22 protein-coding genes are annotated in these 24,350 nt (G+C 61.0%); 7 read left to right on the plus strand and 15 right to left on the minus strand.

From position 1 onward, the window contains the following. Window positions 1-10 precede the first annotated feature (10 nt). Complete coding sequence (locus tag E5K03_RS04115; RefSeq protein WP_138005098.1) at window positions 11-871, minus strand: pantoate kinase; 861 nt, start codon at window positions 869-871, stop codon at window positions 11-13. Between the two features lie 154 nt (window positions 872-1,025). On the opposite strand from E5K03_RS04115, the gene E5K03_RS04120 reads away from it, so the two are divergent. Further along, on the plus strand, window positions 1,026-1,877 hold the full coding sequence (locus tag E5K03_RS04120) for a bacteriorhodopsin (protein ID WP_138005099.1): 852 nt from the start codon (window positions 1,026-1,028) through the stop codon (window positions 1,875-1,877). A gap of 109 nt (window positions 1,878-1,986) precedes the next feature. Further along, on the plus strand, window positions 1,987-4,026 hold the full coding sequence (locus E5K03_RS04125; protein WP_171006587.1) for a bacterio-opsin activator domain-containing protein: 2,040 nt from the start codon (window positions 1,987-1,989) through the stop codon (window positions 4,024-4,026). Between the two features lie 66 nt (window positions 4,027-4,092). On the opposite strand, the gene aspS is transcribed toward E5K03_RS04125, so the two are convergent. From aspS to E5K03_RS04140, 3 genes are all read right to left on the minus strand, one after another. Further along, window positions 4,093-5,397, minus strand: a complete 1,305-nt coding sequence (aspS, locus tag E5K03_RS04130; protein WP_138005101.1) for an aspartate--tRNA(Asn) ligase — start codon at window positions 5,395-5,397, stop codon at window positions 4,093-4,095. Window positions 5,398-5,513: 116 nt separating this feature from the next. Continuing rightward, window positions 5,514-6,239 carry a phosphoglycerol geranylgeranyltransferase gene (locus E5K03_RS04135; protein WP_138005102.1) on the minus strand — a complete coding sequence of 242 codons (726 nt, stop codon included), beginning with the start codon at window positions 6,237-6,239 and terminating at the stop codon, window positions 5,514-5,516. 95 nt (window positions 6,240-6,334) lie between these two features. Next, window positions 6,335-7,357 (minus strand): lysylphosphatidylglycerol synthase transmembrane domain-containing protein, encoded by a 1,023-nt coding sequence (locus E5K03_RS04140; RefSeq protein ID WP_138005103.1) that lies wholly within the window; start codon window positions 7,355-7,357, stop codon window positions 6,335-6,337. Between the two features lie 128 nt (window positions 7,358-7,485). Here E5K03_RS04140 and E5K03_RS04145 point away from each other — a divergent pair, with 128 nt between their 5' ends. The 3 genes from E5K03_RS04145 to E5K03_RS04155 are packed head-to-tail and all read left to right on the plus strand — an operon-like array spanning window position 7,486 to window position 10,481. Beyond that, complete coding sequence (locus E5K03_RS04145) at window positions 7,486-8,340, plus strand: hypothetical protein (protein WP_138005104.1); 855 nt, start codon at window positions 7,486-7,488, stop codon at window positions 8,338-8,340. Between the two features lie 24 nt (window positions 8,341-8,364). Continuing rightward, window positions 8,365-9,390 carry a glycosyltransferase family 4 protein gene (locus tag E5K03_RS04150; RefSeq protein WP_138005105.1) on the plus strand — a complete coding sequence of 342 codons (1,026 nt, stop codon included), beginning with the start codon at window positions 8,365-8,367 and terminating at the stop codon, window positions 9,388-9,390. Continuing rightward, window positions 9,387-10,481, plus strand: coding sequence for a glycosyltransferase (locus E5K03_RS04155; protein WP_138005106.1), 1,095 nt, complete (start codon window positions 9,387-9,389; stop codon window positions 10,479-10,481). Before E5K03_RS04150 ends, E5K03_RS04155 begins: the two co-directional genes overlap by 4 nt. Before the next feature lie 6 nt (window positions 10,482-10,487). Here E5K03_RS04155 and E5K03_RS04160 read toward each other — a convergent pair whose 3' ends face one another. From E5K03_RS04160 to E5K03_RS04185, 6 genes are all read right to left on the minus strand, one after another. Next, window positions 10,488-11,810, minus strand: coding sequence for a hypothetical protein (locus E5K03_RS04160; protein WP_138005107.1), 1,323 nt, complete (start codon window positions 11,808-11,810; stop codon window positions 10,488-10,490). A gap of 99 nt (window positions 11,811-11,909) precedes the next feature. Then, entirely contained in the window at window positions 11,910-13,502 is a 1,593-nt protein-coding gene (locus tag E5K03_RS04165; protein WP_138005108.1) for a cobyric acid synthase, read from the minus strand. Between the two features lie 6 nt (window positions 13,503-13,508). Continuing rightward, window positions 13,509-14,189 carry a cob(I)yrinic acid a,c-diamide adenosyltransferase gene (locus E5K03_RS04170; protein ID WP_138005109.1) on the minus strand — a complete coding sequence of 227 codons (681 nt, stop codon included), beginning with the start codon at window positions 14,187-14,189 and terminating at the stop codon, window positions 13,509-13,511. Window positions 14,190-14,259: 70 nt separating this feature from the next. Beyond that, window positions 14,260-15,006 (minus strand): adenosylcobinamide amidohydrolase, encoded by a 747-nt coding sequence (locus E5K03_RS04175; protein WP_138005110.1) that lies wholly within the window; start codon window positions 15,004-15,006, stop codon window positions 14,260-14,262. Next, a complete protein-coding gene (locus E5K03_RS04180) occupies window positions 14,999-16,063 on the minus strand; it encodes a threonine-phosphate decarboxylase (protein ID WP_138005111.1) in 1,065 nt (354 codons plus the stop codon). The genes E5K03_RS04175 and E5K03_RS04180 overlap by 8 nt, the downstream gene beginning before the upstream one ends. A gap of 45 nt (window positions 16,064-16,108) precedes the next feature. Continuing rightward, on the minus strand, window positions 16,109-17,335 hold the full coding sequence (locus E5K03_RS04185; RefSeq protein ID WP_138005261.1) for a PQQ-dependent sugar dehydrogenase: 1,227 nt from the start codon (window positions 17,333-17,335) through the stop codon (window positions 16,109-16,111). 425 nt (window positions 17,336-17,760) lie between these two features. Between E5K03_RS04185 and E5K03_RS04190 the strand changes: the two genes are divergently transcribed. Both E5K03_RS04190 and E5K03_RS04195 read left to right on the plus strand, forming a co-directional pair. Next, on the plus strand, window positions 17,761-18,315 hold the full coding sequence (locus E5K03_RS04190; protein ID WP_138005112.1) for a DoxX family protein: 555 nt from the start codon (window positions 17,761-17,763) through the stop codon (window positions 18,313-18,315). A 238-nt stretch (window positions 18,316-18,553) separates the two neighbouring features. Beyond that, window positions 18,554-19,969 (plus strand): ATP-binding protein, encoded by a 1,416-nt coding sequence (locus E5K03_RS04195; RefSeq protein ID WP_138005113.1) that lies wholly within the window; start codon window positions 18,554-18,556, stop codon window positions 19,967-19,969. 32 nt (window positions 19,970-20,001) lie between these two features. On the opposite strand, the gene E5K03_RS04200 is transcribed toward E5K03_RS04195, so the two are convergent. The 5 genes from E5K03_RS04200 to E5K03_RS04220 form a co-directional block, all read right to left on the minus strand. Further along, on the minus strand, window positions 20,002-20,595 hold the full coding sequence (locus tag E5K03_RS04200) for an NTP transferase domain-containing protein (protein WP_240729931.1): 594 nt from the start codon (window positions 20,593-20,595) through the stop codon (window positions 20,002-20,004). Then, on the minus strand, window positions 20,592-21,344 hold the full coding sequence (gene cobS, locus E5K03_RS04205; protein WP_138005114.1) for an adenosylcobinamide-GDP ribazoletransferase: 753 nt from the start codon (window positions 21,342-21,344) through the stop codon (window positions 20,592-20,594). Before cobS ends, E5K03_RS04200 begins: the two co-directional genes overlap by 4 nt. A gap of 32 nt (window positions 21,345-21,376) precedes the next feature. Continuing rightward, entirely contained in the window at window positions 21,377-22,411 is a 1,035-nt protein-coding gene (locus tag E5K03_RS04210) for a CobD/CbiB family cobalamin biosynthesis protein (protein WP_138005115.1), read from the minus strand. After that, window positions 22,408-23,031: an HAD family hydrolase gene (locus E5K03_RS04215; protein ID WP_138005116.1), complete on the minus strand. Its 624-nt coding sequence runs from the start codon at window positions 23,029-23,031 to the stop codon at window positions 22,408-22,410. Before E5K03_RS04215 ends, E5K03_RS04210 begins: the two co-directional genes overlap by 4 nt. Window positions 23,032-23,111: 80 nt before the next feature. Beyond that, window positions 23,112-24,293: a M24 family metallopeptidase gene (locus E5K03_RS04220; RefSeq protein WP_138005117.1), complete on the minus strand. Its 1,182-nt coding sequence runs from the start codon at window positions 24,291-24,293 to the stop codon at window positions 23,112-23,114. Window positions 24,294-24,350 lie beyond the last annotated feature (57 nt).

Raw genomic sequence — 24,350 nt, forward strand, 5'->3', positions numbered from 1 at the left:
CAAGCTGGGATCACCGCAGCGTATCCGCGTCACCTACGAGATGCGCCCCCGCAGGATAACACCGACAGACAGCCGGATCGTAGCCAGCATCTGACAGCCCCGTGCCGATCGCAAAGATGGTCCGTCCGAGCATCGCCATCGCGGCCTGTCCGCCGGCTTCCTCGACAGCCTCGATCGCCTGTTTGACCTCCGTACCCAGCAGCCCCGCGTCTGTCGAGAACGTGCGTGCGCCATGCATGAGTTGTTCGATCGTCGGGGTCGCAACCAGCGCCGAGAGCGCTCGTTCGCCAGCGGTGGTTACGGCCTCCGTCTCCCCAGAGAGGACCGACTCCGTCGAGAGTTCGCCGAACGTGCAGTATTCGATCCGTGGCGACGCAGGGACGCCGTCGAGTTCACCAGAGCCGGGTGCGCCCGGCTCCAGTCGAATCGGTACACCCCCACGGGCTTGCGCGACCACATCGCCGAGGCCGGTCCCCGCTTTGACTTCCGCGCGGTGGGCAATCGCGGTGAGTTCGTTGACAGACCGACCACAGTCGAAGTGCGCGTTCGCCACGAGGGCGGTGCCGAGCGCGATCGCACCGGAAACACCGAAGCCCGCCCCGAGCGGGAGCGGAGTCTTCGCATGGACCTCCGCAGAGACGTTAAGCGATCGAAGCACCGACATAACAGGCTCGATCGACGTTGGCTCTCCGTTCAAAATGACAGTCGGGTCTGTGGCTGGCGAGATCGAAACCGAAACACCGTGGCTGAGCGCGATCCCAGCCCCGCGACTGCCAGCGACAAGCGGATCTGGGTCTGGCTGTGGGCTGAAAAATGCCGTGATATGACCGGGAACGAACGCGGTCGGTGCCGGATCATCGCTGCCGTCCATGTGTTCGTTTCGAACAGTGACACCGCAATGAACCCTTCTTTTTGACTAGTCAAATGTTAGTCGGTTGTTGCTACCGAAGTTCGAACTGATGTATTACCTTACTGGTATGGATTGGACTTCATTATATCGCCCGTCATACTATAAAATGCAATTTATGACATCGGCCAGTGCGTTATTGTTGGGTGCACAGGGCGGATTACTACAGTCTTCACAGACGCAAACTGAGATATTCGAGTACATTCTGAGTGACTCGCTGCTAGCGAGTTCGTTCGTTGTCAACATCGCGCTCGCGGGGTTGACGATCGTCGCGATCGCATACCTCGCGAGAAACGTGACTGATCCACGGGCGAAGCTCATCGTCATCTCGACGATGCTCATTTCAGTTGTTTCGATTTCAAGCTACACGGGGCTCGCGTCAGGGCTAACCGTGAGTTTCCTCGAAATGCCTGCTGGGCACGCCTTAGAAGGCCAAGAAGTGTTCACTATGTGGGGGCGGTATCTCACGTGGGCGCTTTCGACGCCGTTCATCCTGATCGCGTTGGGGCTGCTTGCAGGCTCTAACCTCACCAAGATCTCGACGTCGGTCGCGTTCACGATCGCAATGTGTGTCACGGGGCTTGCCGCAGCACTCACCACCTCGTCTGTCGTCATGCGCTGGTGGTGGTTCGTGCTGAGTTCGATCTTCTTCCTCGTCATCATCTACATCCTGCTCGTCGAGTGGCCCGCAGATGCACAGGCCGCAGGGACGACGGATATCTTCAACACGCTGAAGATCCTGACCGTCATCACCTGGTTCGGCTACCCACTGCTTTGGTTCCTCGGCGTTGAGGGAATCGCAGTGCTGGGAACGGGCATCACCTCGTGGGGCTACAGCCTCCTCGACGTGATCGCGAAGTACGGGGTGACGCTGCTCATCGTGACGTACGTCGCGAAGGAGCCAGACGAGGTCACCGCCGGGTCCAATTACGGTTCCAGCCTCTCGAAGGTCGTCCCGTCGGACGACTGAACAGTCCGAACAATCAATTCCGGGTCGATCGCACGGTGCAGGCGATCGACGTCCTTTTTTAAAAGAAATAAGAGGAATACTGATAGGCACATAGTGCGTAAGGGTGTGTGTGTCGGGGCATCACGTACTCAGTGTCGTGCCGGAATGGAACGATCAAATCGCCACTGCGATAGCTGATCGTGGACATCGTGTCACAACTGCAGCAACACCGACGGAAGCGGTTGCAATCGCGCTGTCGGACCCGATTGACCGCGTCGTCGTTAGCGACGAACTCGGCGATGAACTCGAAACGCTCCAGAGCGTGCTGGCAGAACACTGTCCAAGGCTGCCCGTGGTATCGTTCTCTCCGAGATCAGCTAAATCTGTGGGCACAAAAGCTAATGAGCAGTCCGCGGCGCTTGTGCACGCAGATCGGACGGACGCACTCGAAGATCTGGTCAGGGAACTCGAGACGGCCGAACCGCCGGTCCAAACGGACCCAACAGCACGATCGGATTCATCGCGTTCGTCTACGCGTAACTCGACAGCAATAGAGGACGGAGATCCGACAGTCAGTGGGCTGAGCGACGACCAACTGTTTCGGGCGATCGACCACGCGCCCGTTGGAATCAGCCTGACTGATCCTTCCAAACCGGATAACCCACTCATATATGTCAATGACGCGTGGAAGGAGATCTGTGGCTACGAGCGCTCGGAGGTGATCGGAGAGAATCCTCGGCTGTTGCAAGGATTAGAGACCGATGAAGAAACAGTCGCTGAGATCCGCGAGGCGATCGAAAACGACGAGCCAATTACGACGCGAATTAAAAACTACACCGCCGACGGCAGCCCCTTCTGGAATGAATTGACCGTCGCTCCTGTTCGCGACGAGATCGGTAGAGTTCGCCACTACGTCGGATTCCAAAACGACGTCACGCACCTACACGCGACAGAGGAACTCGCCGAACAGCGTCGGACCGATCTTGCTCATGAAGTTGCCGTGCTCGAACGGATCCTCTCACGAGTGAGCGGGCTCTTGTACACCGTCACGCAGATACTTGTCACCGAAACCAATCGTCGCGCGGTCGAGTCACGGATCTGTGAGGTTGTCGCCGAAACTGACGGCTACATTGCTAGCTGGTTCGGTACAGTTGATGAGGATGATTCAACGCTGACAATTCGAACCGCACATGGGGTCTCAGTGAACCAATCAGAGCCCCTCGCACTCGAATCAGTACCCAGGGAACTCGTCGAAAGCCAAGTCGACGGGGCGGTACGCTCAATCGATCTCTCGGCTGTACAAGACGAACGTCTCGTTCCAGAGGCCGGCAACTCAGAGGCGCTGCTCGTCGTCCCGCTGCAGTACTCACCGAAGCGCTACGGACTATTTTGTGTGTACACCGATGACGCAGACATACTCGACAATCGCGAAAAGGAGCTGTTCGAATCGATCGGCAACACGATTGCGGCTGGGCTCCACGTGATCGAAACAGTTCGGATGCAAACCACAAAGCGGGTTCACGAGACGCGCTTTGAGATCGCAGATCCGTCGTTCGTGCTTGCAGACATTGCAGCCCGGATGGAGACAGACATTGAGTACACGGGAATCACCGGCGGAGGAGAGGGATCTGGATACGAACTGTACCTCCAAGCAAGCGGACCGATCGACCACGAAATCAACGGCCTCACCGGCTGTGAGTCCATCGAGTCCGCGCGGGTGATTACCGAATCTGAGACGTCGGTGACGTTCTCGGTGACGGCGACGGCGCTTTCTCCGTTCGTCGAACTCTCGCAGTACGGCGCGTCGGTCGTCGACGCGGCGGCGAGCCCAGAGTGCGCAGAGATTGTCGTTGAATCCCCGGCTGAACAAGACGTCAGATCAATTTTTGAACGACTCGAATCGATGTACGAGACGGTTCGACTAGTGTCCCAATGCGAGCGCGATCGCCGCCGCAAGCCACAACAAGAGTTCAGCGCACAGCTAGATACAGAACTCACAAACAGACAGCAGACGGCGATCAAAAAAGCGTACTTCAACGGCTACTTCGAGTGGCCGCGGCCAGTCGACGGGAGTGAGGTCGCCGAAACAATGGATATCTCAAGACAAACGTTCCACCAGCACCTCCGGGCCGCAGAAAAAAAGCTGATCGGAGCGTATCTCGGCGAGTGACGCGTTTGGATTGTTGCAGCCACACCGCCGAGCGATCGCGTGTGAATTAAACTGTCGAAGCCGGGGTTACGGCGAAAGCCGCTGGCGATCGCGCGGGAACAACACGGCCTCGCGGATGTTCTCTAAGCCGAGAACGGTCATGACGAGCCGCTCGCCGCCGAGTCCGAAGCCGGCGTGTGGCGGCATCCCGTATTTGAACATCTTCGTGTAGTACTCGAACGCGTCGGGATCGAGGCCCTGTTGTTCGAATCCCTCGATCAGGTGCTCGTAACGGTGTTCGCGCTGACCACCCGAGACGAGTTCCATTCGCGGGTGCATCAGATCGAAGCCGGTCGACAGCGATTCATCGTCTTCGTGGTCCATAATGTAGAACGGCTTGATATCCGAGGGCCAGTCGGTGATGAAGTAGTGCTCGCCGACATCCTCGCCAAGGGCGTGTTCGCCCTCTGTCGGGAGGTCGTCGCCCCAGACGAGCTGTTCGTCGAGCGCGCCTGTGGCGTTGATCCGTTCGATCGCCTCCTCGTAGGTGAGCCGCGGAAAGTCACCCTCGGGGACCTCGAACTCGTCGGCAATACCGAGCGCGTCGAGTTGGGCCTCGCAGTTCTCCGCAACCGCCTCGTAAACGGACTTGACGATCGCCTCGGCGACGTCCATCGCCTCGGTGTGGTCACAGAAGGCGCCCTCGAAGTCGATCGAGGTCGCCTCGTTGAGGTGTCGCGGCGTGTTGTGTTCTTCTGCGCGGAAGATCGGCCCGATCTCGAAGACGCGTTCGATGCCCGAGCCCGCAATGAGCTGTTTGAAAAGCTGTGGGCTCTGGTTCATGAACGCCTCCTCGCCGAAGTAGGTGATCGGGAACAGCTCTGTGCCGCCCTCCGTACCGGTTGCGACGATCTTCGGGGTGTTGATCTCCGTGCAGTCGTGCTCACGGAACATCTCGCGGGCCGCACGCTGAATCTCGGAACGAATCTCAAAGATCGCTTTTACTTCCGGTTTGCGGAGATCGAGCGTCCGGTTGTTGAGCCGCGTCGACAGCTCTGCGTCGACCTTCCCGGAGGGGTCAAGCGGGAGTTCGGTGTCGGCCGCAGCAACGACCTCAACTGCCGTCGGTGTGATCTCGACACCCGTCGGCGCGCGCGGCTCTTCGTCAACTGCGCCAGTCACTGAGATAACAGATTCTCGGGAGACGCCGAGCCCAGTTTCGACGAGGTCGTCGTCCATCTCGTCTTTCTCGAATTTGACCTGGATCTTGCCCGTCCGATCGCGGAGAATGAGAAAGGCGATGCCGCCGAGGTCGCGGATCTCGTGGACCCATCCGGCGACGGTGACGTCTGCACCCGGCGCTGCGTCTTCGGTATACGTTCGGTTTCGCATACTCATTGGTTGCCGTGGGATACGCATAAAAGACCCCGTTTCGATCCGATCGATCCGGCGACTAAAAAACAAGTAACCCGGGCGATCCGATCGGGAGTAAACGTGTCCCTGTGTCCTCACTCAGCCGACGGCGAGGTCGAGTGGGCGTCTTTGACCCCGTCGACAGTTTGTGCGACCGCGTCACAGCCTGCGTCGTGGAGCAGATCGCCGACGACTACCACATCTGCGTGCTGACCCATCTCGTAGGCTGCATCGTAGTCGCGGATTCCCCCGCCGTAAAACAGCGTTGCATCGTCGAGTCCATCCTGCGCAGCAGCGACGATCTCGGGGTCGCCAAACGTTCCAGAGTACTCGATGTAGACGATTTCCTGGCCGAACATCTTTTCGGCGACGCGGGCATAGGAGGCGACATCTTCGGGTGATTGATCGCAGTCAGCCTCGGTGTACTCCGCGACGGACGCATCGGGGTTCATCACGATGTACGCTTCTGTCGTGGTTCGGTCCCAATCGAGGCCGTTCTCGATGCGGACCCACTCTTTGTGTGCGCCCACGATCCAGAATGGATCTGTCGAATTGAATACCGTGGGAATGAGGTAGCCATCGAGCGCCGGCGAGTCGATGACGACGCTCGGGTTCGAAGGCTCTTGATACAGCGGCACGTCGTAGGCCGCACACGCATCGATCACCCGCTGCATCTTTTCTTCGGTCATCCCGAGGGTGCCGCCGATCTCGATCGCGTCTGTGCCAGTTTGACAGACGTCCTCGAACGTCTCACCGGCCAGCAGCTCTTTGTCGGGATCGATCTTGAGGATGTGATCCCACGCCTCCCACGGATAGGTCATTACTGGTTGTTGTTCCGTGTGATAATAAAAAGCGTGCGATGGCGGATGGCAGCGGTATCTGTGCCGCAGTCGAAGGCCACAGCCGATCGAGAGCGTCAGCGATCGACAGCCCGCACCCCCAACACCGACGCAGATACCCCGCCGATCGCCGTCGGAAGCCAGAAGATCCCGCCGCGAAACACCAAGACTGCCGCGGTGATCGACGCGACAGCCACGCCGGTTGTCGGCACGAGTAGCCCAACGAGTGCGGCTTCGATGCCACCGAGGCCACCGGGCAGCGGCGCGGCTCCTGCGAGGTACGAAAGCGGCACGACGAACAGTGGAACGTACAACGGGATCGGCTGCCCGATCGCCGCGAAGGCGGCCCCGAGCGCAGCAGCCTGACAGAGCCACCCAGCGAGAGAAAACCCAACAACACCCACGAGCGCGGTTCGATTCTCCCCGATCACCTCGATCCGATCAGTAAATCCCGACAGCCGATCGGCAATCGCCAGTTCGATTCCAGCGGGGTCGATCCCGAATCGTGAGAGCCGCCGAGCGATCCAGCCGACAGCCGGTGGGACCCGATCGACGACGATCGCCCGATAGTGCCACAGGATCCACAGAACGAGCACCATCGTGGCGATGACCACCGCGGCTGATCCGACGGCCGTCTCGATCCGATCGCTGAGCGCGGTCGTTGTCGCGTGGTAGCTGACCCCAACAGCGATGAGCGAGACTGACGGCACCACGTTGAGTACGTCGACGGTGGCGATCCCGGCCAGTCCAGTTTCGTAGCGCGACCCAGAGACATTCGAGATGAGAAGGGCGGCGACCGGTTCCCCGCCGGCCTGTCCAAACGGGGTGACGTTGTTCGAAAACACGGCACCCGCGTAGACGAGCACCGCCGTTGGCACGGACATGTCGACGTCGAGTGTCAAGAGAACGGCACGAAGCATGAGACTCCACGCGAAGAGCCACCCAAGCGAGAAGGCGATCGTGACCGCGACCAGCCGCAAATCAGCCGAAACTAGCGCGTCAAGCACGCGTTGTGGCCCCACGATCGCAAAGAGCACAACGAGAATCGAGATTGCCCCGATCGCGCTGAAAACGGTGGCCCAGCTGCGCCTCGCTGTCATACCGAACATCGGGGAAGGTATCGACTTGAAATGTCCGATACGATGAGATACAGCAAAATATCTGGGCCAGTTCGCAGTCTTACCAGAGACCGACAAAAATAGGTGCTCGCCAAGTGACGTTCCCGTAGATGGAGGACCAGCGCTTCCTCGAGTCTGAGTGGGATTACTGCATCGTCTTAGATGCGTGTCGGTATGATACGTTCGCGGAGGTGTACAATGAATACCTCGACGGAACCCTCGAAAAGCGTCGCAGTGTTGGGTCCTCGACGCCGGAGTGGGCGTTTCGGACCTTCACTGGCGAGCACGATATCGCGTATTTTTCAGCCAATCCGTTCATCAACAGCCTCGGAATCCCACTAAACGAACTCAAGTGGGGGGCGAGCTGTGACTACGACTGGACTGCAAGCGAGCACATCTCGACAGTGTTCGACGTGTGGAAGTCCGGATGGGACGACGACCTCGGAACCGTCCCGCCTGCGAGCATGATCGAGGCGTTCGACGCCAACACGGCGGCGATCGATCGCGCCGACAGAACAGTCGTACACTACATGCAGCCACATGCGCCGTACCTTGCACGCGAGAAGAGTGGAAAGCTCACCCAGATTCAAAAAGGAATCAAACGACAAGAAGACGCCGACGAAGGCGACGGTAGCGCGCTGTCGGGGCTTGCGGACACGATCCGCCCGAAGATCGAGGGGCGCCTCGACAACAGCACCCTGGCTCAAAAGGCCGGGCTGTGGCTCGAACTCGATCCGGCGGACGTGCTGAAAAACGGAACTCGCGAGGCGGCGCTGGCACTCTACGAGGAGAATCTCCGCATCGCGCTCGAATCGATCGCCGACCTCGTCGAGCGCCTCGACGGTCGCGTCGTCGTGACCGCCGACCACGGCGAGGCGTTCGGCGAACAGGGCGTCTGGGAGCACCACATCGAGACGCACATCCCGCCACTCATCGAGGTCCCGTGGCTCGAGATCAGCCGGTGAGGACACACAAGGAGAACTTCGAACATGAAGGTATCACACTACTTCGAGTTCGAAGAGCACGTGACCGGCGGGATCCGCGAGTCCGTGATCCACCAGCGGAAACTTCTCGATCGGCTTGGAATGGAGTACACAACCGAGCCAACACTCGACGCGGACGTCTTCGAGTGCAACCTCGTCGGGCCGCGGTCGGTCTGGTACGCCCGACGGGCTCGAAAGCGCGGAATTCCAGTGATCGCCCACACCCACGTCACCGCCGAGGATTTCGGTGACAGCTTTCGGTTCACGAACGCGCTCTCGCGACCGTTGCGGCCGTATCTTGAACGAGCCTACGGGCTCGCAGATCATCTCGTGTGTCCCTCCGAGTACAACCGAGACCTGATCAAATCCTACACAAATACCCCGACGACGGTGATTTCGAACGGTGTCGATCCTGAGAAGATCGATGGGCTTGAAGCGCTTGAGGCGACCTACCGCGATCGGTACGACCTCAACCCGCCAACGGTGTTCATGGTCGGCCACGTGATGAAGCGCAAAGGGCTGGAGACGTTCGTCGAACTGGCCCGCCGGATGCCGAACATCGACTTCGCGTGGTTCGGCCCGATCGATCGAGCCCTGAAAGGCAGAGAGACGAAACGGCTCATCGACAACGCGCCCGAGAACTGCACGTTCACCGGCTATATTGAGGATATCCGGGGCGCGTACGCTGCCGGCGACATCTTCTGCTTCCCAACTCACGAAGAAAACGAAGGGATCGCCCTGTTGGAGGCGATGCTCACGGGCCACCCGGTCGTTGTCCGTGACATTGAGACGTTCTCGTGGCTCGCTGACGGCGAGGACTGTCTGAAGGTCGACGGCGGTGTACAAGCGTTTGAGACTACAATCGAACGGCTCACCGACCCCGAGTTCCGCGACCGACTTGGGACAGCCGCCGCAGCGAGAGCGGAGGGGTTCACACTTGCGTCGATCGCCGACCAGTATCGATCGCTGTACGAAACGATCGTCGAATCGCACGCACAACCAATCGCCGATCAACACACCAAACTCGCATGAGAATTGGATTTTTTACTGATAGTTACTTCCCGGGGATCGATGGCGTCACGTACACGATCAAGCTGTGGCGTGAAAAACTCGAAGCGCGCGGCCACGAGGTGTACATCATCTACCCAGACGGGGACTACGAGCCGGGCGAACGGGAGATCCCGATCCGATCCCTCCCGAATCCCTTCTATCCGGGGTACCGCGTGCCGACGTTCAAGCCGCCATCATCGCTGCCCGAGTTGGATATCGTCCACTGTCATGGGCCGGCTCCTGCGAGCCTCCTCGGGCGATACTACGCACACGAACACGATCTGCCGGCGGTCTACACCCACCACACACCGATCGAGGCCTACCTGGACCAGAGTGTCGGCGTCGAATCAGTCGCTGAGGCGATCGGACGACTCTACGTTCCCCTCGAAAACGTCTACCTCCGGAGCTTCGACGTCGTGACTGCCTCGACCGAGCGGATCGGCCGGCGCGTCGAACACATTCCGTTGCCGGTCGGGATCGACATGGACTTTTTCAAACCGACCGAAGAGCGGTGGTACCGTAATCGGACGGTGATCGGCTACAGCGGCCGGCTGAGCATGGAAAAACACGTCGCAGAGATCCTCAAGGCGGCACACGAGCTCCCTGAATACGACTTTGTCATCGTCGGCGACGGCCCCCAGCGCGACAGGCTCGAACGAGAGGCGCCGGAGAATGTCGAGGTTCGTGGCTTTCTGCCGCGTGAGGAGTTGCCGATCTTCTACTCGTCGCTCGACGCGTTCGTCACCGCCTCAAAAGGCGATACACTCGGGTTGTCGACGCTCGAAGCCAACGCCTGTGGGACGCCCGTCGTCGCTGCCGACACGCCGCCGTTCGATCGGACGATCCAGGCCGGCAACGGCGAGCGGTTCGCTCACGGCGAAGTCGACGCCATGCTTGAAGCGATCGAAACGGTCCTCCAGACCGATCGGGATACCCGGGCAGCGGTTGATCGCTTCGACGTCAGGCGGACGATGGAGGATCTCGAACACATCTACCGGCGATCGAAGAATCCGACGGGCGATCCGGCTCCCGCGGAGGTCGGCGTCAGCGCAGACGACCTTCCAAGAACATAACAGCGCTCACAGCAGTCCGAATAGCGTGCCGGTGAGGAGGATCGCCCACAGGACCACGCCGGCGACAGAGAGCTCGTTTAGCCGCGTCGATCGGGCCGCCCGTCGGGCCGCACCGGCCGCAAAGAGCCCGATCGCAACGACGACGAGCATTCGGTGAACGACGACGTCGACCGGCAGCGATTCGATTCCGAGATACCCGTAATCGAGCCACAGACCGACTGCGAACGCGCCGCCAGCGACGACGGCAGCGTCCAACCGGCGTTCGAGCCCGGCGGCGATGAGATACGTCCCAACCGGGAGGCCGATCGCAATGAACGGGTACAGGAGTGCCGCGATTCCGTGCATCGAGATCCCGGTGTACTGTTCGAGCGCGATTCCAGCGAACCGGACGCTCAAAAGCAACGCGGGGATGAATCCAGCCAACAGCAGGTGTTCGAGTTCGATGCGATCGGCGGCCACAGCGAGGCGACGGCGATCGGCGGCGGACAGGTGCGTGCGAAGCCGATCGCGTACCTGACCGATCGAGCTGACGCCGACAGAGAACCCAAGGAGAACCCCGGCCGCGATCGTTCCGAGCAGATCGACAAAGGTCGCCCAGCCGTCGGCGTCCGAGCCGTTCTGGTTGCCGAGGTAGATCCGGCTTACGTCCGTCCTCGGCTCGATTCCCGGCAATCCCATCAGGTCAGACTCCACGCGGACCTGCGCTTCCTGTGAGCCATCCACGCGGTGTCTGAGGGTAAACCAGTCGAAGTGTTCGCTGTGGGTCTGCATCGCGACCCATGGATCGTCTGGGTTCGGATTCTCGTACAGCCGGATGTGGTAGCGGTAGCCGTAGTACGTCCCGTCGTGGACCTGGGCGGTTTCGGTGATCCACCGGCCGCTGGAGCCATCACCAGGATTGACGTATGCATACCTCGTCGCCCCTGAGGTTCGCGACCACGTGATCTCTGTTGAGCCGATCGAGATTCCCTCGTCGACGCTGTCGTTCGAGCCGTTGAAGAGTGCGTGTGTCTCCGGATCGGCTTCGAGTTCCTCTTCGTCGCTTTCGGTCCAGTCAGCGTCGCGAGCCTGCGTCAACAGCGTAAGTACCGAGTCGGCGTCGCCAACAACGACGACATTGACCGGACTGCGTCCCTCGAAGGATTGCTTCGAGTTCAGAAACGGCCAGAAGCCGCTCTCGCCGTCTGTCGGATGAATGAGTTCCGGTTCAGCGTCGGGCTGTTCAGGAGCCAACTCGTTCGTCGCCGGCGAAAATAACAGTGAGGGGCCGCCGACGAGGAGAAACGCGATCGAACATAGCGCGAGAACCACGACGATCGATCGACGCATGTGTCTGTCGTAGCATACGAGTGGACTTAATCTGTTGTGTCGGCGATCGTGACGTTCCTTGCTGTCGCGTTGTAGATCGTGACATGCTGTCGAGGCTGATCACGGTATACCGTCGAGGTCGATCGCGCTGAGATCAGCGTGCTCGCGGAGTAGCGCTGCCGCGGCGGCGTAGGGATCGTGTGCGGCGTCTCCAGCGTCCCCGGAACCATCCAGGCAGTCCGGATCAGGACGCGATCGATCGGCTGACGCGTAGACCGCATCGACAAACGACTCTCTGACGCCCTCGTTTTCGAACAACCCATGGAGGTACGTTCCGAGTACCTGCCCGCGTCGATAGCCAAGCGAAGCCGATCGAGTTCCGTTGCGGACGAACGGCAGCGCCTCCCGGGTAGCCGCTGACTTGGCGTCGTCAACCAGCGTCGTTTCGCCGGTGTGGATCTCATAGCCCGAGACGGTCCCCGTCACGCCCGAAATCGGCCCCGTACCGTCGATCGACAGCTCGATCGGCCGAACACGCTTTTCAGCTGAAAACACGGTCCGAACGGGAAGCAGCCCGATTCCAGTAACTGTCTCGTCGTCGATCGTCGTTTCGGTGGTTGCCTCCGCGGTGACGTTCTCCAGGCGCTCGCCGAGCATCTGGTAGCCGCCGCAGATCCCGACGATCGGTCCGTCGAACCGGCGGATTCGATCGGCCAGCCCGGATTCAATGAGCGCAAGAAGATCGTTGACAGTGTTCTTCGTGCCCGGCAAGACGATCGCGTCAGCGTCCGACAGGTCTGCTGAGAGCGGGACGTACGCCACGCGGACACCGGGAACCATCGCGAGCGGTTCGAGGTCGGTGACGTTTGACGCCCGGGGGAATCGCGGGACGGCAACGGTAACAGTCTGTTCCGATGGAACCTCGTCGTTGCCGACGATCGCGCGATCGCCCGCTGCGGGCAGCGAGACGCTGTCTTCCTCTGGAAGGCCGGGGTCGTCGTACGGGAGCACGCCGAGAACGGGGACGCCCGTCCGCTCCTCAAAGGTGTCGAGGCCGGGATCGAGCAGGGACGTGTCGCCGCGGAACTTGGTGATGAGTGCACCACAGACGCGAGCGCGGAGGTCCGCTGGCATCAACTCAAGCGTTCCCACGAGCGACGCGAAGACGCCGCCGCGTTCGATATCCGCCACAATCAGGATGTCAGCGTCAGCGAACCGGGCTGTCTCGACATTTGCGAGATCGCGGTGATGAAGATTGATTTCGGCAATCGACCCTGCGCCCTCGGCGACGATCACGTCGTGACGGTCAGCAAGACGGGCGTGGGCAGCGATCGCCGCCTCGCGGGCGTCCGTCCACCCGTTTTCGTAGTACGATCCCGCCTCGAAGTGACCGAGTCCGACGCCGTCGATCACCAACTGAGACTCGCCATGGCCGCGTGGTTTCAACAGCACGGGATTCATTTCGGTCGTCGGTGGGACACGAGCGGCCCGCGCCTGAACGTACTGAGAGATGCCGATCTCGCCGTAGGCGGGTCCGTCGGTCGTCGGTCGCGGGACCGCACGGGCATTGTTGCTCATGTTCTGGGCCTTGTACGGCGCGACCGATACGCCGCGATCGGCGAGCACCCGACACAGCCCCGCGGCGACGGTGCTTTTCCCGACGTGGCTCGCGGTACCGGCGACGAGGATCGTCCGGGCTGAATCCGACGCCATCGCCGCTCAGTACTCGGTGCCGCGGCGGGCGCGCTGGCCGGCGTCGATCGGGTGTTTGCGTTTCGTGACCTCGGTGACGAGATCCGCGGCGTCGTAGACGTACTCGGGTGCCGCGTGACTACCAGTGAGCACGAGTTCAAGGCGATCGGGCGCGCGATCAATAACCTCGAGGACGTCCGAGTCGTCGATCAATTCCTGATCGGCCGCGTAGAGGATTTCATCGAGGATGAGCATGTGGACCCCGTCCTCCGGTGGCGCGTCGAGGTCGATCGGCCCAGAGAGGTCCGCGTCGGCGCTCGCTTCGAGGAGCTCGAACGTCCGTTCCAGGGCCGCTTTGGCGTTGGCTTGGTGGGAATCGTCGTCGCTGCCGTCGGCGAGTCCGTGCCAGCCGTAGTGGCCGGTGTTCTCGTAGCTAAATCCGGGCATGGCTGCGATCGCGTTGTACTCGCCACGAACCGCCTCGACGCTGTCTGCGCCGCCTTTCATGAACTGCAGCATGTGGACGCAATAACCGTGACCCGCCGCGCGAAAGCCCATTCCCATCGCCGCGGTTGTCTTACCTTTCCCATCACCCCACCACACCTGCACGAGTCCGAACTCCTCGGGGGCATCCGGGGAGATTTCGTGGGCGGTTGGCGTGACACCGCGTCCGGGCGTATTTTTCCGTACCTCGGCTGGATCGGTCATGCTCGCAGTGAGGGAGGCGATCGATTAGTGTGTTGTGCTGTCTGGTGCGGTATGTCGGTGGCCTCGAGACTCACCGATCGATCGAATCAACAGCGGCACGGGCCGTCGTTTCGACGCCGTACTCGGCTGTATCGACAGATTCTGGGATCGACTCGTCGGCGTATCGCGATCGGAGCGACGCACAAAGTGCATCTCGCACGCACGCGCGAGCGGCAGCACCGACGTCAGTCGCCGACCCCGAAAATTCGCACGCGTGGCCGTTTGGATCACAGCCGACGACGATCGCATCGCTCGTCGTCCCGGTAAATCCCGTCAGGGCGAGTAGCGTCGCCGTCTTGGCCTCTGTGACAACCGAGACGAGGTTTGCGAGCGCGCCAGGCGGCAGTGATGCCGTCGTTGTCAAGATGACGTTTACTGTTCCGGGCCTGTATTCCGATGGTTGATCGGGACACGATGGGCGATCAGACGCCGTCGATTGTGCGTCCGAATCAGCAACAGACATCGGCAGCGTTGCAGGGTTTGAGATGCCAGCGGTGACGATCGCTTCCACGCCGTCGAGACGAGCGCGCCGGGCGTGGACAAGGTCCACCCCTGTCAGGAGCGCCGGCCCAGGATCTTCGAAGCTGGCAGTCGAACAGCGACGATCGACGTACTGACGGAGATCAGTCCGCCCCCAGCCGTCCGGAACCGAGATGTTGTACGCCGCATTGGCACGCGTTCGACCGCCGTCGAACCCCGTCGAAAGCCACTCCGTTTCTGGCCGGCGGGCCTGTAAGACGCCCTCGCGGATCGCCGGTTCGAGGATCGCCTCAGACATCCAGGGCCTCCAGCAGCCGATCGTTCTCCGATCGACGTTTTACGGCGACTCTGACGTGCGAATCAAGTCCACGGAACGATCGCGCGTCGCGAATCGCCACGCCGTGTTCACGCGCGCGGTCGATGATGCGATCGACCGACACGTCTGGTACCTCCAACAACAAAAACGGCGCGTCCGACGGTAACACCTCGAAGCGATCGGCAAGCCGATCGGCCAGCCGCTCGCGCTCGTGTTCGACGCGATCGATCGTTTCCTCGACGAACACAGTCCGCCCGAGACAGTGCTCACCGACTGCGGCCGCAGGTGTAGACAGCCCCCACGTGGGTTGGGCAGTCACGAGACGCTCAGCCAATGAGTCGGTTGTCGCAAGAAACCCCGCCCGGAGTCCGGGGAGTCCGAAAATCTTGGTGAGTGATCGGGCAACCACCACGCCCTGTCGGTCGGCCATCGACGACTCACGGGTGAAGTCGAGAAACGCTTCATCGACGAGCAGCGTCGTGTCGGCGGCCGTACAGCGCGCCGCGAACTGTTCGAGCCGATCGCGATCGTACGTCTCCCCGGTCGGGTTGTTCGGGTTGCAAACGATCGCCAGCGCGTGGTCCGCCGGATCGATATCGAGCACGCGATTGTGGTCGACAAACGTTGGGGTTGCTCCCTGTAGGCGGACCTCTCGAGCGTATTCGCTGAAGCTCGGTGTCGGAACGATCGCCGAATCACCCGCCGAGAGTTCACACTCGAGGGCGAGTCGGATCCCGATCAGCCCGCCAGCGGTGGGGACGATCGTCGGCGAGGGCCCATCGTCGTGGGCTATCGAGTCACTGGTGGTTCCGTTCGCGGCCGCCGATCGTTCCCAGTCGAGATACGTCGCCGCAGCAGTCCGGAAGGCCGGATAGGCAGGGTCGGGATATCGGCGGGCGCGATCGAATGCTGCCTCGTAGACATTCCGTGTACCCGCCGGCGAGACCGGATTTGTGTTCGCGCTAAAATCGAGCACGTCGGGATCTGTGTCGCCGCCGTGGACGACACGGCTGACGGTGTCGATCGCCTCGGAGTCCATTGGCGTTCGTCGGCGCTGGACGTACTTAATCCTCCAGTTGCGCGCTTACTCTGGAATGAGCCGGACGATCGGCGCGTCGGCGTCGTCAACAGCCACGTACAGATGTCCCGCGTCAGGATCGACTTCGACGGCTCGGACCCGCCAGCCGCGATCGGTCAGGATCGGATCGAGCGGCGTGACCGATCGGCCCTCTATCGCAAAGTGTCCCAGTTCCTGCCCTGCGAGGTTTCCCACGAACAGATCGCCCTGCCACTCGGGGAACGCCTCGCCGTCGTAAAACGCCATGCCAGCGGGCGGAAAGCCTCCCGATTCGCAGGGCCAGTAGTACACCGGGTCGACGATGTCATCCCGTTCGTGTGGATCGACGCCGATCGGCTCGCCGGAGTCGTACGTACAGGCGTAGGTCGCGATCGGCCAGCCGTAGTTGCCGCCGCGTTCGATGATCCGGATCGAGTCCCCGTCGTTCTCGCCGTGTTCGCTCTGCCAGAGATCGCCGGTCTCGGGGTGGACCGCCATCCCCTGGGCATTGCGGTGGCCGTAGCTGTAGATCGAATCGCGTGCGTCAGAATCATCAACGAACGGATTATTATCTGGGATCGATCCATCGGGTTCAAGCCGGAGGGTCGCGCCGAGTTCGTTCGTCAGGTCTTGGGAGACGTGGTCTGGCCCGAAATTTTTGAACTGTCTGTCACCGGTGGTCATGTAGACCATCTCGTCGGACCCGAAAGCGATCCGCGAGCCGTAGTGAGCCGTCGAGTCGACGAACGGTTCGGCGACGTGGAGCACTGACACGTCCCCGAGTTCCCAGGAGTCGCGATCGAGTTGGCCGCGACAGAGGTGTGTTGCTGTGTCTCCCGCCTCATTTCGGGCAGCATATGTGAGGTATACCCACGGTTCATCGGGAAATGCGGGGTGGATCTCGACGTCCAACAGCCCTCCCTGGCCGGCCGCGTACACGTCCGGGACCCCGTCGATCGACTCAGTCGTGCCGTCCTCGCGATCGACGGCGAGCAGCCGACCCGGGCGCTCGGTGACGAGAATCCGCGGGTCGTCCGGGAGAAACGCGATCGACCAGGGGTTTTCGAGACCGTCGACAACCGTCTCGGTGGCGTACGCGTGGTCATCACTATCGTCTGTTCCGCTCGTCTCGTCCGTCCCGCCCGTCCCGGTACCATCCGTCTCGTCGGGTGTGCCAGTCGGCGATCGCACACAGCCGGCGATCGACAGCGTGGCGGCTGTCGTGGCCGCCTCGAGGAGCGTTCGGCGATCTATCAACGTCGATGGGGTCCGGTTGCGATCTCGCTCATCCACGGTATAGGGCTACGTACGAGTGAGAACCGTTTCACCGTTCCGGGACAATTATAGTAGCGTTTACAATTATTTTCTCACTTCGATTCAAGAACCGGTGATTCACGCACACGCAGACCGCTTTTCGAGGTACGTGGTGCAAAGCGTTGCAAACGTTACTTAGGTGATCATACGTTTTTGCTGAAGGATCGAGACACAGGGTCGGAGGATACTATCGAAGCCTCCGGATGGCTACGATAATCGGTAAATGAGTTAGGATTGTTCTGAAACCAGTATAAAAAAGACCAGCGTGTGTGGGGAACGAACCGTGATATATGCACTTGATGAGAATCGGCTCGGGTTTATATCCAGTATCCAGCCGTATCTGTATGTGTAAGAGGTGACAGACGATGTCCACACAAGCACGTAACCAACTCGAAAGCCGCGTCGGTGGAATCACGCTCGAAGGAACGCCCCATGCTCTCTCAGCGTGGTTCGTTGTCGCACTGCGGTTCGTCATCGGCGGAATGATCCTGTTTGCAGGGATCGGCAAAATCCAGGAGTGGCCATTCGACGCTGCAGGCTACCTCGCGAACGTCGATCCAGCCAGCCCCGTTAGCGGCCTGTTCGCTGCGATGGCGTCCAGCCCAGCGTTGATGGAAGTCGTCAACGTGATCGTCCCGGTCACGCAGGTGTTGATCGGTGTCGCGCTGATCTTTGGCGGCTTCGTCCGCCTGGCTGCACTCGGCGGCGCGATGCAGATGATGCTGTTCTACCTCGGCGGGTGGAGCGGTGACTGGCTCGCGCTGTTCGACTCGACGCTCATCTACGCGATCGTCTTCCTGGCGGTCGCGGCGTTCGGCGCGGGTCGAATCCTCGGCGCGGACAAATACATCGAACAACTCGATGTCGGCGGCCAACCGCTGATCGATCGCTTCCCGAAGATGCAGTACCTCCTCGGCTGAACAGTCGCAGGGAAATTTCGATCGTACCTTCTGTTTTGTCTGTTCGCCGTATCCTGAACTCCGCTGATTGAGGACGCCCAGCGTTCTTTTCGAAACCCATTCTCCAGCTGCTATCGAGATACTGAACGACGATGGAGAATTGGCATTCATATTAGGAACTAAGCTATTATAGTTCAAACTATTATAGTTCAAACTCTAACTTCGGAGCACATATGTATCTCCCACGACAACTGGAGATATGGACCAGTTCGTCAATCGTATTGATGAACTCGATCGACTACAGACGCTCTATGAGAGTGACACTGCGGAACTCGCAATTATTTATGGGCGGCGGCAGATCGGCAAGAGCGAACTCGTTCGGCAATCGATTGCCGACCGCGACAGTGCCGTGTACTATCAGGCGGTGCAAGGAACAGCGACGACACAGCTCAGACGGTTCGTTGAGGCCGCAGCAACAACCTATCCAGACATTACGGCTATCAAAGAGGAGTGGGAACCACTGTTGAGATACCTCACCGACAGAGACGCCATCGTCGTCATCGACGAATTTCCGTACCTCATCGAATCGAACGAGGGGCTCCCGTCGATCATTCAACATCTATGGGATACAGCCGTTAGCGAGAGCCAGGCAACGCTCGTGCTCACAGGCTCTGCAATCGGCATGATTCATACCTACGTCCTCGACGGCGGCGCGCCACTCTACGGCCGCGTGTCACAGACACCGAATGGCCGGCTGGAACTCACCCAATTGCCGTTTCGATCCATCCACGAGTTCGTGCCAACGTACGATCCCGAAGAGCGGGTATTCGTCTATGGCGTCTTCGGCGGCACACCCCGATATCTCAATCCGCTCGATCCATCACGGAGCCTTGGGGAGAACATCTCGCGGCTGCTATGGGATCCGGATGGCCCACTCCACGACGAGCCCGAAACCGTGCTCCAAATGGAACTGAAGGAGGTGAACACGTATTTTTCGGTGCTGGAATCGATGGCCAGCGGGAATCGGAGTCGGAACAAGATCGCCCAGGGAGCCGGCATCGAAAGCACAAATACGTCGTACTATTTCGATCGGCTGGAAACGCTCCAGATCATCGAGAAACACTACCCGGCACTTGCCGATCCGGCACGCAGCAAGCGCACGCGATACCAGATCCGAGATCCCGTATTTCGATTCTATTTCAGATATCTCTACGGCCGTGAGGGACAGTACGAACTCTACGGCGAGAACGCCTACGAGGACCTCATCGAACCCGAATTACCTGACTTCGTCAGCGGAACGTTCGAATCCCTCTGCCACCAAGCGGTGCCAGCGCTCTATGCAGACTACCAGCTCACACAGGTACCAAGCCAGTGGTGGTACAAGAGTCGGGAGGTGGACGTCGTTGCACCAACCAACGAATCAACACTGATTGCTGGCGAAGCGAAATTCACCAACACGCCCCTCGGTTATGACGTGCTCTCGGACCTCGAAGACGACGTGGAGTACATCGATTGGACACCCTCCGAAGGTGGTGAACCGACGTACGAATTCGCCTTATTCAGCCGCTCTGGGTTCAAATCCTCTGTCGAGGAAGCCGCAGACGAGCGTGATAATCTTCGCCTCTTCGATCTGTCCGATATTGTTTCCGTTCTCGAAAGGAGCACCAAAAGCTGAATATAATCTCACTCTGCCAGTGACAGTCACAATCACCGCTGACACCACACGTTTGCGATCTGCAGATCGCGCGGGCGGTTGACGTTCACCGCCAGCGCCCGATCGCGCCGAACCACGAATTCCTCTCCCGGCTCGGCCACGACGTTGAGACCGCAGGGTGCGAGCGGCCGGTCGTACTCCTCGGGTGTAAGCGACGTGTCAATGCTAACCCCGAGCGATCGTTTCGTCTCGACTGGCACACAGACCGTCGTCGACTTTTTTGACTCAATCGAATCGAGAACTGAGTCGACGATCGACCCTGTAAGCAACGGCAGGTCTGCTGCCACGGTCAATACAGGCGTCTCAACGCGATCGAGCACGAAGCCGAGATCCTCGACATAGCCGTTACCGGGCGTTTCGATGAGTTCGACATCGCCGGTCGATCGGCCCGATCGGAGATACTTCTCGGTCTTGGGGGCGTGCGGCGACACGGCGGCGACAACGTGGTTGATTTCACTCGCAGCGAGTGCCGCACAGACGCGATCGACCATCGACCGACCACACACCTCGACGAGCGGTTTTTCGGTGTCAGTGCCGAGCCGGGTGCCACGACCGCCACAGAGGACGATCACCGTTTCAAGGCTCACAGGAACACCCACCCGAGCATCCCGGCGTGAAGTGCGATCGCCCGGCCGAGTTCGTTCGTCGCGCCGATCACGTCGCCCGTGACGCCGCCCAGTTGGCGGTTCGCCCACCAGAGGAGAACGAGCGCGATCGCCAGCGGCGACAGGAGGGCCGCAAAGATCGCGCCCGAAGCGAACGCCGGCGGGTACAGCGCAACCGGCAGCGCCGCCAGCAGGGCGACCCCGAACGATCGCGGGCCGTTCACGTCGGTCAGCTGTGATCCTAACCCCTTGTGGGCCGCCTCGCCGTAACAAATCACAAAGACCATCGCGAGTTTCGCGCCGACCTCCGCAGCCAACACGAGCCGGAAGGCAGTCAGTCCGGTCCCAACCCCACTTATTCCCGACGCACCAGTCAGGAGGACCAGAAGCATGACCGCGAGTGCGAGGGTGCCGCCAACGCCTAGTTGGGAATCGCTCATGACCGCCAGGCGATCGGCCGCATCACCGTGGACCACGGCGCCATCCCCGAGGTCTGCGAGTCCGTCGGCGTGGGTGATCCCCGACAGCAAGTAGATCGTGAGGAGATAGACCGCAACTGTGGTGTTGATCGGCAACGGCAAGACGAACGCGAGCCCCGCGACCGCGCCGACGAGCGTGCCGACGATCGGGATCGTCACCGGGAGCCGGCGGAACGCCTCCCAGTCGTCTGTTGTTGTTTCGACGGGAATCCGGGTGAAAAAGCCGATCGCAGCCCGCAGCGCCCCAATCATCTGCAATCACCACACACAGCCGTCACAGACATCTATATCGCCCCCGACGGCGTCCCAATCGCCGTGACGAGCACACACGCGCCAATAAACAACCATCCGGCCCGCGAGGCAAGGCTGACGCCGCGATCGGCCTCGTCGTGGGTCGGAAGCTGACCCAGATCGTTCAGGACGTACGCACCCGGCTTTTCGAGTTTGACGTGCAGCGCGGCGGCGATCGTCGCCATCGGCCAGCCAGAGTTCGGCGATGGCGGGCGATTCGCCCAACGACGGCCAGCAAGCAGGGGATCCGGGCTCGGGACCGCCAGCGAGATAAACGCCGCAGCGATCCGCGCCGGAAACCACATAACGACATCATCGAGCCGGGCACTCGCGGTTCCGACCCGCTTTTCAGGGTATCCGAGCATCGAGTCCAAGGTGTTGACCGCCTTCACCCATGCAGCGGCGGCGATCCCTGCCGAAAGCGGGAGCACTCCGATCGCGATCGGGCCAGTGCCGATCGAACCGACGGCGTCGACTGCACCAACCGCATACCACTGCACGAGAAATCCGACGACGGCGAACGCCCCGAGCGGCGCGACAAGTCCGTCGGCGAGGTTTTCGGCGGCGCTTTCGATCGCCGCGCTGCGGAGTTCCCCAGCCGACAGTGTCTCCGCATCGCGTCCGGCTAACGCACGGAGTTCGACCCGCGCGGCATCGAGATCGTCATCGATCAGCCCGACCACCTCGGCGGCGGTGTCGATCAGCATCCGGTGGCTGAACAGTGAAAACAGGAGCACGCCGACGACGATCGGAGCCGCCACGGGCGAGACAGCTCCGACAACGGCCGTGGTGGCCACAAAGACGGTCGCAAAGCCGATCGGCAGCACGATCGCCGCGAGTATCCCCACACTGAACGAGGATTGGTACTGATCGTCTATCGGCTCAATCACACGACCCAACAGCGCGATCGGGTGGACCGCCACGGGCGGTTCGGCGACGGTTCGATCGAGAACGGCAGCCACGACGATCGCGATCGGCAGTGAGTACAACGCGATTCCCGATGCCGGGAGCGAGGCCGGGACTGTCATACGGACGCCTCAAAGCGATCGGCAAGCGCTGAAAGCGGTGTTTCGGTGACGTTTACAAAGCGACCACTGCAGGCAGTGATCCCGCCGTCGGTGGCTGGATTGTCGCCGACGTGGGTGATCGACTCGACCGGACAGCCGAGCCGAGATGCAACGGTTTCGAATGTCTTTGGGTGCGGCTTTCGCCACCCGCAGGCAACGCTCGTGACGATTGCGTCGAACGAGGCGCGATCGAGTTCGGATCGGATGAGCGTCCGGGAGACGAGTTCAGGGACCGAACAGTTCGAACAGATCCCAACCGACCCACTGTTGGCGGCGGCGTCGACAGCAGCGACGGCCCCTGGACGCGTCTGGACCTCGGGATCGAACGCGTTTATCACCGCTCGTCTGACGGCGCTGTCCTCGAAATCAACGCCGCGACTCGCAAGCGCGGCCGAGACGTGTGCCGGAAGCGGGACCTCAGCGCCGTCCGGTGCGTCGATATGCGGTTCGACGTACGCGTCACTCCAGTCGGGCGGAACCGCCACGCCGAGCGATCGAAGCTCCTCGGCAACCACCGCCGCGGGCTCACTCGGGTACGTCGCGGTGACGAGCGTGTCGAACAGATCGAACGTAACTGCCACGGTTGACCGTACGACAGCAGCCGCTTGAAAACATCGGTCCGCAGTGTCCCCGACCGCCTCCGCCAGCTCGGAGAGTTAGCTCATCGGATAACGTTCGACTCCAGATCCCGCGGGAAGTACGTCAGCATCTCGGTCCCTGACTCGGTAATCGCAACCGTATCAGAGTGGCGGTAGCCGGCGGTGTCTGTGTACAATCCGGGCTCAATCGTGTACACGTGACCAGGTGCCATCTCGACGTCTCCGTCGTCATCCTGTGTGTCGCCCCAGCCGCGATCGATATACGGCGGTTCGTGGCCGCCGAGCCCGATGTTGTGTCCGACGTGGTGTTGGGCGAGGTCAGTAACGCCCTGTTCCTCGAAGTACTCCCAGACGAGCTGATCGACGTGGCTGACGGGGACGCCGGGACCGAGCGCATCGATCGCGATCGTCTGGGCCTCCAGCATGAGCTCGAAGTAGTGTTCGTCCTCATCGGTGTACTCCTCGACGAACATCGTCCGTTCGAGCTCTGAGTAGTAGCCGTCAACGTTCGCGGTCGCGCCGGTGATGAGCACGTCACCCGCAGAAAGTCGCTCGTTCGGGGTGTGCCCGTGCGGGAGCGCGGTCTCACGCCCGGAGATGTATCCCGCGTGGACTGGGCCGTCGCCGCGGACCCGAACGGCGTAGCGATCGCCAAGCGTGTCCAACATCACCCGGGAGGCGTCCGTCGAGGCACGCTGGCTAACCGTCGCTGGATGTTCGCCGACTTCCGTATAATCAGTGAGATACTGATGGCCGAGGTTCGCCCACTTCGCAGACTCGCGGATGAGATCGACCTCTGCGTCAGATTTCTCCCAGCGCATCCGAGTGACCCACGACTGCGTCTCGACGGCAACATACTCCGACAGCGCCGGCCCCTCGTAGCCCATCACGCCCGGCGCGCCGTCGCTGTCGGCGACGACGGACTCGACGCCGAGTTCAGCGAGCATTGAGGAGGCTGTCTCGATCGGCTTGCCGCCTGGATAGTCGAAGTAGTGGTGAACCACGTCGATTCGCGGGTTTGGCTCGACCCGTTCGACTTCGAGGCGGGGAACCGTGATCTCGATCGCCTCTGGTGTCAGACAGAGTACCACCGGCCGTTCGGTCTGGATGTGGTGAAAGCCGGTGAGGTATTCGATGCTCGTCGCGTTGAACCAGACCGCCGCGTCGGCGTCGGTCGCTGATAGTTTGTCACGCACGCGCGAGATGCGATCGTCGAACGCTTCGGGCGGGAGCTGTGTCGCCATAGCGGGCGATCGGACCGAACAAATATATGTCTCAGGGAACCGGCGGTTCGAGGTTCA

The organism is Halalkalirubrum salinum (assembly GCF_005543295.1).
GTDB lineage: Archaea > Halobacteriota > Halobacteria > Halobacteriales > Haloferacaceae > Halalkalirubrum > Halalkalirubrum salinum.

Bases quoted from the DNA above. Each gene is read 5' to 3' on its own strand.
- E5K03_RS04140 (WP_138005103.1), bottom strand. From the start codon at position 7,357: ATGACAGCGAGGCGCAGCTGGGCCACCGTTTTCAGCGCGATCGGGGCA.
- E5K03_RS04150 (WP_138005105.1), top strand. From the start codon at position 8,365: ATGAAGGTATCACACTACTTCGAGTTCGAAGAGCACGTGACCGGCGGG.
- E5K03_RS04115 (WP_138005098.1), bottom strand. From the start codon at position 871: ATGGACGGCAGCGATGATCCGGCACCGACCGCGTTCGTTCCCGGTCAT.
- E5K03_RS04145 (WP_138005104.1), top strand. From the start codon at position 7,486: ATGGAGGACCAGCGCTTCCTCGAGTCTGAGTGGGATTACTGCATCGTC.
- E5K03_RS04160 (WP_138005107.1), bottom strand. From the start codon at position 11,810: ATGCGTCGATCGATCGTCGTGGTTCTCGCGCTATGTTCGATCGCGTTT.
- E5K03_RS04175 (WP_138005110.1), bottom strand. From the start codon at position 15,006: ATGTCTGAGGCGATCCTCGAACCGGCGATCCGCGAGGGCGTCTTACAG.
- E5K03_RS04210 (WP_138005115.1), bottom strand. From the start codon at position 22,411: ATGACAGTCCCGGCCTCGCTCCCGGCATCGGGAATCGCGTTGTACTCA.
- E5K03_RS04220 (WP_138005117.1), bottom strand. From the start codon at position 24,293: ATGGCGACACAGCTCCCGCCCGAAGCGTTCGACGATCGCATCTCGCGC.
- E5K03_RS04155 (WP_138005106.1), top strand. From the start codon at position 9,387: ATGAGAATTGGATTTTTTACTGATAGTTACTTCCCGGGGATCGATGGC.
- E5K03_RS04165 (WP_138005108.1), bottom strand. From the start codon at position 13,502: ATGGCGTCGGATTCAGCCCGGACGATCCTCGTCGCCGGTACCGCGAGC.
- aspS (WP_138005101.1), bottom strand. From the start codon at position 5,397: ATGCGAAACCGAACGTATACCGAAGACGCAGCGCCGGGTGCAGACGTC.
- E5K03_RS04190 (WP_138005112.1), top strand. From the start codon at position 17,761: ATGTCCACACAAGCACGTAACCAACTCGAAAGCCGCGTCGGTGGAATC.
- E5K03_RS04180 (WP_138005111.1), bottom strand. From the start codon at position 16,063: ATGGACTCCGAGGCGATCGACACCGTCAGCCGTGTCGTCCACGGCGGC.
- E5K03_RS04120 (WP_138005099.1), top strand. From the start codon at position 1,026: ATGACATCGGCCAGTGCGTTATTGTTGGGTGCACAGGGCGGATTACTA.
- E5K03_RS04170 (WP_138005109.1), bottom strand. From the start codon at position 14,189: ATGACCGATCCAGCCGAGGTACGGAAAAATACGCCCGGACGCGGTGTC.
- E5K03_RS04135 (WP_138005102.1), bottom strand. From the start codon at position 6,239: ATGACCTATCCGTGGGAGGCGTGGGATCACATCCTCAAGATCGATCCC.
- cobS (WP_138005114.1), bottom strand. From the start codon at position 21,344: ATGATTGGGGCGCTGCGGGCTGCGATCGGCTTTTTCACCCGGATTCCC.
- E5K03_RS04195 (WP_138005113.1), top strand. From the start codon at position 18,554: ATGGACCAGTTCGTCAATCGTATTGATGAACTCGATCGACTACAGACG.